This is a genomic window from Candidatus Eisenbacteria bacterium, assembly GCA_016867715.1.
In the GTDB taxonomy this organism is placed as follows: domain Bacteria; phylum Orphanbacterota; class Orphanbacteria; order Orphanbacterales; family Orphanbacteraceae; genus VGIW01.
In genome coordinates this window covers 1-2,668 of sequence record VGIW01000160.1, presented here as the reverse complement: position 1 = coordinate 2,668, position 2,668 = coordinate 1, and the positions used below count along the sequence as shown (strand labels likewise).

Genomic DNA, 2,668 nt, shown 5'->3' with positions numbered 1-2,668 from the left:
GTCGAGGAGGATCGCGGCGAGAGGCCCGGCGCCGTCCAGAAGGACATCGAACGCGGGAAGGCCGGTCGCGCGCGCGATCGCGTCGCAGACGAACGGGATCTCCTCCCGCGCGAGGCCCTCGTGGTTCACGGTGATCGCGACGACCGGTCTTCCCGACACGAGCTCGATCGCCTGGATCTGCTTTCCGAGCGGGTGCATCGGAAATGCGGGGAATCCGTCGTAGGTCCTCCTCGCCGGGGCGTCCTGTAGGACGACGCAATCCGGCCTCGCGGCGGCGAGGATCTCGAAGCCGCCCGGGTACGCGGGGTTGAGAAGGCTCCCCTGCCCCTCGATCACGAGAACCTCCGCGTTCGTCTCCTTCCACGCGCTCCAGACCGCGTGCTCGATCTCCCCCGTGACAAAATCGTTGATGAGCGAATCGATGAGGATCGAATAACGCGCGCCCTGCATCCAGGCGGTCTGCCCGGTTCCGATCATCTCGGCGCTCCGCCCGGCCCGCTCGAGCGCCTCGACGAGCTTCCATGCGGTTGTCCGCTTCCCGACCGCCGAGTCGGTCCCGAGAATCGCGACCTTGAGGGAGCGGACCTCCTCGATCTTTCCGGTGAAGAAGTGGAGCGCCTCGCGCGCCGGGGGCTTTCGGACGTCCCGGATCTCGATTCCGCGCGCGGCGGCGAGAGGAGCGAGGACGGGATCCTCGGAGAGGAAGTCGTGAAGCCCGGAGTCGACATGGAGGCCGAGCTCGATCGCGCGTCGGATGTCTTCTCTCCCCTCGGGGGAGAGGCGCCCTCCGTCCGGAGCGAGGCCGACCACGAAACGTCTCGCGGGGCGCTTCGCCTCCTCCGCGATCCGGATCCCTTCCTCGATCGAGGCGACGATCAGGATGCCGCACGCGCGCCCGTCGAGCGCTTCGCCGGCATCCTCGCCCGCGCGGAGGTCGTCGATCACCGCTTCCACCCGGTAGCGCCGCGTGAAGCGCACGAGCCCGTGCGCGGTCTTTCCGTTCGGCGTCCCGAACGCGCCGCGGCAGTAGACGATCGCGCTCTCGCGGTCCTTCATCACCGCTTCCCCGTGAGAAGAATCACGTACCGGTCGTTCGGAAGCGGTTCCTTCTTGTGCTGTTCGAGAAGCGCGACGAGCCCCGCGGTCGACGCGGGGAGCGTGTTCAACCCCTCGCGCTCGCGGATCAGCTTCGAGTAGGTGAGAAGGCTCTTGTCCGAAGCATTCGCCGCCCATCCGCCCGTCTCGCGAATCGCCTCGAGGGCGAGATCGCCGTCGATCGAATGCCAGTTGACGAGCGGCTCGTTGATGCTCGTCTCGCGCACGCGCTGGGGAATGAGATCCTCGCAATGAGGCATGTTCTTCGTGAAGGCGCGGACGATCGGGTTCTTGCCGAAGGAGGAGCCGGCGACGAGGCGGGGAAGGCGGGAGGTCTTCCCCCGGCGGCTCAGGGAGAGGAACCCCTTGTAGATCCCGGCGAGCGTGGTTCCGTTCGAGACCGGCGCCGCGAAGATCGCCGGGGCGTCGCGAAGCTCGTCGTAGATCTCGTTGGCGATGTCGCCGTACGAGCGGAGCTGGAGCCTCGTGTTCGCGCCCCCGGGGTTCGCGTCGTAGATCTCGTCCCGGTCGGCCCGCTCGCGCGAGGCGAAGACAGCCGCTTCGTAGTCGCCGGGCACGCGCAGGATCTTCCCTCCGCGATCGATCATCTCCTTGACGCGCCGGGTGTGGTAGGTCTCCGGTATATAGATGAAGCATTCGAGCCCGGCGAGCGACGCGGCGAGCGCGACCGACGCGCCGTAGTTCCCGCAGGTCGCCAGCGTGACCGCGTCGTATCCGCGCCGGAGGGCGTCCATCGCCTGCGCAAAGGCGATTCGATCCTTCTGCGACCCGGTCGGGTTTCCCCCCTCGAACTTGAGATAGAGCTGGCGGATCCCGAACTCGCGCTCGATGTTGCGGGCGCGCGTGAGCGACGTGTCCCCGACCTCCGAGTCGATGATGTCCTCGAACGACTCGAGACGGTCCTCGAGGGAGAGGGTCCGGTCGCGCGCGATGCGCGCTGCGACCGCGAGGTCGGGAGAGAGGGGAATCTCCTGCGGGGTCGCCCCGTCGAGCGCGGGGTCAGTGACCCCGTTCGCGAGGATCGGCGGAGATTCTTCATTCATGAATAAAAACTCCCGGGCGCGCTCGCCCTACTGGGCGCCGGTACCTCCGGCGCCGGTCTGCCGGTGCGGCCGTCTCCCGGCGGGGGACAAGTGTACCGCCTCTTCCGGCGCCGCAACAAAAAAGAACGGGGGATCGCCGAAAACCCGGTCGCGTGCAGGGAGAAGCCCACGGCGCGGGCGGGAGCGTCCACTCCCTTGGCGGCCGGCCGGGGAACCGGGTCCGCGTCCCTCGTGGAAGCCGTTGCGGCGGGCGCGGATCCTCGACGCGGTCCGGCCGTTCGGTCCGGCACGCGCCTTGCACGGCGGGGGTGCGGGGAAAGGAGGGCGCCGTGGGAATGCGGTTGCTCGGGCTCCTCGCCGTTCTGGCGGTCGCCGGAGGCTCGGGAGCCGCGCTCAGTTCGCACGCGGTCGACTCGTCGGGAACGCTCACGGTGGCCGTCGACACCACGGGCGGCTGGAGACGGGCCCTCGCGGGAGACACGGTCGTGGTTCCGGTCCGCGCGATCGGA

3 protein-coding genes are annotated in these 2,668 nt (G+C 68.8%); 1 reads left to right on the top strand and 2 read right to left on the bottom strand.

The genetic code is table 11. From position 1 onward, the window contains the following. Both FJY73_14290 and FJY73_14285 read right to left on the bottom strand, forming a co-directional pair. On the bottom strand, nt 1–1,056 hold a 1,056-nt coding region (locus tag FJY73_14290), incomplete at its 3' end, for a DUF1611 domain-containing protein (GenBank protein ID MBM3321830.1). Beyond that, nucleotides 1,056–2,159, bottom strand: a complete 1,104-nt coding sequence (locus FJY73_14285; GenBank protein MBM3321829.1) for a pyridoxal-phosphate dependent enzyme — start codon at nt 2,157–2,159, stop codon at nt 1,056–1,058. The genes FJY73_14285 and FJY73_14290, both read right to left, overlap by 1 nt. Nucleotides 2,160–2,488: 329 nt before the next feature. Between FJY73_14285 and FJY73_14280 the strand changes: the two genes are divergently transcribed. Further along, nucleotides 2,489–2,668, top strand: a 180-nt coding sequence (locus FJY73_14280) for a hypothetical protein (protein ID MBM3321828.1), incomplete at its 3' end; no start/stop codon positions are given.

Bases quoted from the DNA above. Each gene is read 5' to 3' on its own strand.
- FJY73_14285 (MBM3321829.1), bottom strand. From the start codon at position 2,159: ATGAATGAAGAATCTCCGCCGATCCTCGCGAACGGGGTCACTGACCCC.